The sequence below is a fragment of the Luteitalea sp. genome, assembly GCF_022842525.1.
Lineage (GTDB): Bacteria > Acidobacteriota > Vicinamibacteria > Vicinamibacterales > Vicinamibacteraceae > Luteitalea.
Genome location: NZ_JALHPM010000329.1, coordinates 1 through 3,867, shown reverse-complemented (window position 1 = coordinate 3,867; position 3,867 = coordinate 1). Strand labels below are relative to the sequence as shown.

The following is a 3,867-nucleotide window of genomic DNA, read 5'->3' as shown; positions in this document are numbered from 1 at the left end:
GTGTCCCCCCACACCAGCGTGTCTCCCCACACCAGCGTGTCCCCCCACACCAGCGTGTCTCCCCACACCAGCGTGTCTCCCCACACCAGCGTGTCCCCCCACACCAGCGTGTCCCCCCACACCAGCGTGCTGGCGTCCACCTTCGGGGCGAACATCAGGCCGCTGCGCGCGATCGTCTCGCCGGCGATCTCGGTGGTCGGCAGATCCTGCATCCCCAGGCGCGCCGCCGAGACGGCCGAGGCCACGTTGATCGCGCCCGCACCCGCCGCCGCCACGCCCGCCTCCGCCACACGGCCCGCCGTCAGCTGCAACAGCGCCTTCACCTGGTAGGGCTTCAGCGTCGGGTTCGCCTGCAGCACCAGCGCCGCCGCCCCGCTCACCATCGCCGCCGCCATGCTCGTGCCCGACAGCTGCTGATAGAGCTTCAGCGCCACACCCGTCCGCACGCCCCCCTGCTTGAGCGCCAGCGTGCTCAGCTCCGACCCCGCCGACAGAATCCGACGCCCCGGCGCCGAGACGTCCGGCTTCATGAACCCGTCCACCGCCGTCAGCCCGCGCGAGCTCCAGTCCGCCACCCGATCGTCACTGCGCACCGCCGTGCCCATCGTGTCGATCGCCCCCACCGTGATCGCCGACGGCGCGTTGCCCGGCGACGTGATGCCATCGCGCACCCGCGTGCCGTCCGGCAGCGTCCCCAGGTTGCCCGCCGACGCCACCACGATCAGCCCCGCCCGGCTCGCCCGCTCCACCGCCTGCACCAGCGGGTCGTCCGCCCAGCTCTCGAGCACCGGCTTGCCCAGCGAGAGGTTGATCACCCGCAGCCCATAGGCCTCACGGTTGGCAATGACCCAGTCGATGGCCGCAATGACGTCGCTCGTCGTGCCCTGGCCCTTGTCGTCCAGCACCCGCAGGTTCACCAGATGCGCCCCGGGTGCCACGCCGCTGAACCGCCCCTTCTTCGTCGTCACGCTGCCGGCCATGATGCCCGCCACGTGCGTGCCGTGGCCGTAGGCATCGATGCCGCGCTGCCGCGCATTGACGAAGTCCACCGACGCCACCACCCGCCCGCGCAACGCCTCGTGCCGCGACGCCATCCCCGAGTCGATCACCGCGATGCCGACACCGGCCCCGTCCACCCCCGGCAGCCCCAGCAGCCCGCCCCACGCCTGGTCGGCTCCGAGCGCCGCCACCTCGGTGGCCATGTGCGCCGAGACCGGCGCATCGTCGGCCACCACCGGCACCGCCGGGTCGGCCTGCAGCCGCTGCAGCGCCGCCGCGTCGGTCACCTTCAGCACCGCGCCGTTGGCCAGCACCTTCTCCACCACCAGCCCATGACGCGCCGCCAGATCACGCACCTGCGCGCTCGTCCCCGACACGATCACCCCACGCGCCTGCCCGCCACGCACCGCCTCGGCCAGCCCCTTCGACAGCCGGGCGCGATGCCCGTCGGCCTGCAGCGGCGACGACAACGCCAGCAGCACGAACAGGATCGACACCCACACGACGGTGAGCGACCGGATGGCACGGACGGCGAGACGATGAAGGTCGAGCAGGCGGGGGAACGACATTGTGGGACTCCAGACAAAGAGGGGGATACCCGGAGCACCACGACACTCCGGACGTCTGGAATCAATTCACGCGTCGTGCCATGTTGCAGAATCTGATACTAACGTTGTGTCCGTGAGCAACCGAACAAAGGATTACGGGGGCCCAGCGCCAATGCCGAGGCGGAAAAAGCGCGCGTGCTGCACAGTTTCGTATGTCGGCGGAACGACCACCCCCCGTCGGTCGTGACGGTTTGCCTCGCCCAGATCGGCCAAGATCTTGGCCGCTGAAGTCAAGGAGTTGCCCTCTCGCATGAAGCGTCTCGCCGGCCTCCTCCTCACCGCCCTCATCGTCCTGACCGGGCTCTGGCTGCTGTGGACGCCCGATCGGAGCGACCGCACAGTCGAGCTGGTGGCGACGCTCCGCTCCGAGCCGCGCAGCCTCAATCGGCTGCTCGCCGCCGACCGGTCCGCCCTCGTCCTGAGTCAGCTCCTCCACGAGCCGCTGGTGCGCGTGAACCACGTGACACAGGTGCTCGAACCCGCGCTCGCCACGTCGTGGACGACGCTGGACGCGGGTCGCCGCGTGCGTCTGCAACTGCGACCGGACGCCCGCTTCTCGGACGGCTTGCCCGTGACCGCAGACGACGTGGTGTTCTCGCTGGCCGCGGTGTACGCCGAGCGCCTCGGCAGCCCGCTGTTCGACTCGCTCAGCATCGGCGGGCAGCCGCTCACCGCCACCGTCGTCGATCCACACACCGTGGACGTGTCGTATCCCGCGCCATTCGGCCCCGGCCTGCGACCGCTGCACGGACTGCCCATCCTGCCCCGCGCCCGCTACGCCGCCCTTGTCGACAACGCGACACTCGCCGCCGCCTGGACCCCCGACGCGCCCCCGTCCGGCATGGTCGGCGCCGGCCCCTTCATGCTCGAACGCCACGAGGCGGGCGTCGCCTTCCACCTCGTCCGCAACCCGCACTACTGGCGGACTGCAGACGACGGCACCCGGCTGCCGCGCGTCGATCGACTCCGCCTGGACATCGTCTCGTCGCAGGACGCCGAGATGCTCCGCCTGCGCACCGGCGAGGCCGACGTCATCACCGCCGACCTCCGCCCCGACGACCTGCCCGAGGCCCGTACCCTCGCCGCCCAGGGCCGCCTGCAGCTGTTCGAACTCGGCCCGTCGCTCGAGGCCGACATGCTGTGGTTCAACCTGCGCCCGCCCGTCGCCGACACGGCCACCACCGCGCCAGGCGCCCCCGACACGCGTGCCTGGCTGCGCAGCCGCGAGCTGCGGACGGCCATCTCCCACGCCGTCGATCGCACGAGCTTCATCAACGCCGTCTACCGCGGCGCCGGCGTCCAGGTGTCGGGGATGATCACGCCGGGCAACCACGTGTGGCACGCGCCCGACATCGCGCCGCGCCCGTTCTCGCTCGAGTTGGCCGGCGAGCAGCTCGACCGCATCGGCGTGCGCGACCGTGACGGCGACGGCCGCCGCGAAGACGTCTACAACACGCCGGCCTCCTTCACGCTGCTCGTGCAGCAGGGCCACTCCGTGCGCCAGCGCGCCGCCGCCGTCCTCCAGGAAGCCCTCGCCAGGGTCGGCCTCACGGTCGAGATCGCCGCCCTCGACGCCCGCAGCCTGCGGGAGCGGATGGAGACCGGCGAGTACGACGCGATGTACCACGCGCTGCCCGGGTCCGACACCGATCCCTCTGGCCTGATGGAGTTCTGGCTGTCGTCGGGCCGCTTCCACCTCTGGCATCCGGCCCAGGCGGCCCCGGCCACGAAATGGGAAGAGGAACTCGACCTGCTGATGACGCGGCAACTGTCGATGCCCGACCCGGTCGCACGCCATCGCAGCGTCGCGCAGGCGCAGAAACTGATCGACACCGAACTGCCGGTGATCGTCTTCGCGGTGCCGCGCGTGACCATCGCCACGAGCGGCCGGCTGACCCACGTGGCGCCCGGCCTGCTGGCGCCGCAGGTGCTGTGGAACGCCGCCGAGATCGGCGTCCGCTAGCCGATGCGACGCGCGCTCGCGGGCCGCATCGCCTTCGCGCTGGCCCTCGTGCTGCTGGCCTACATCGGCGTGTTCCTGCTGATCGAGATCGCGCCGGGTGACCCGCTCGAGGACCAGATGGTCTCGAGGCACACGCTCGCCCGCCAGCGCGAGATCCGCGGACTGAACGCCTCCCTGCCGGCGCGGCTCGCCACGCGCGTCGCGCGCCTCGCCGTGCTCGACCTCGGCACCTCGCTGCGCTACGACCAGCCGGTGCGGCCGCTGGTGCTGGCCCGCGCCCGCGCCACGCTGCAGGCC

Annotated in this window: 2 protein-coding genes and 1 pseudogene; 2 read left to right on the top strand and 1 reads right to left on the bottom strand. The window is 71.7% G+C overall.

The genetic code is table 11. The features are described 5' to 3' along the window. Positions 1-1,568: S8 family peptidase (locus tag Q0C41_RS30350; protein WP_291990599.1), on the bottom strand; the 1,568-nt coding region annotated here is incomplete at its 3' end. A 289-nt stretch (positions 1,569-1,857) separates the two neighbouring features. Between Q0C41_RS30350 and Q0C41_RS30345 the strand changes: the two genes are divergently transcribed. Then, entirely contained in the window at positions 1,858-3,570 is a 1,713-nt protein-coding gene (locus Q0C41_RS30345) for an ABC transporter substrate-binding protein (protein WP_291990597.1), read from the top strand. 3 nt (positions 3,571-3,573) lie between these two features. Beyond that, positions 3,574-3,867 (top strand): annotated as a pseudogene (locus Q0C41_RS30340) (ABC transporter permease); the annotation flags it as partial.